This window comes from Pseudoalteromonas sp. GW168-MNA-CIBAN-0100 (genome assembly GCF_040309225.1).
Classification (GTDB): Bacteria; Pseudomonadota; Gammaproteobacteria; order Enterobacterales; family Alteromonadaceae; genus Pseudoalteromonas; species Pseudoalteromonas arctica.
This window is the reverse complement of record NZ_JBEOOL010000250.1, coordinates 1-351: the sequence shown is the minus strand read 5'-3', so window position 1 is coordinate 351 and position 351 is coordinate 1. Positions and strand designations below refer to the sequence as shown.

The following is a 351-nucleotide window of genomic DNA, read 5'->3' as shown; positions in this document are numbered from 1 at the left end:
ATCTTGTGGGGTTATTTTATAAAGCGGTCGACTTGCTAAATCCCAGCACACACTCTGCTCGCTCTGGCGTGTGAGCAGGTGTAATAAATCGCGCTGCGTAATAATGCCATGTTCTTTTTGCTGTTGATTAAAAACTAAAATAACTTTTTCGCCGCGTTCACGCATTAGTTTTACCGCTTCATTTACCGCTAATGAGCTAGGTACAATTGTTATGTTTTTAGTGTACTGGTCGTTAATAGTGCGAAACTGTAAGTAATGATCAAGCCCTTGATTGCGCACAATATCTGTAATGCTAATTACCCCACACGGTACGTTATTGTTATCGGTAACAAGTAAATGCCTTACACCATG

Annotated in this window: 1 protein-coding gene; it reads right to left on the bottom strand. The window is 40.5% G+C overall.

Annotated elements, in window-relative coordinates; translation table 11 throughout:
- Positions 1–351: CBS domain-containing protein (locus AAEY62_RS20965; protein WP_350636246.1), on the bottom strand; the 351-nt coding region annotated here is incomplete at both ends.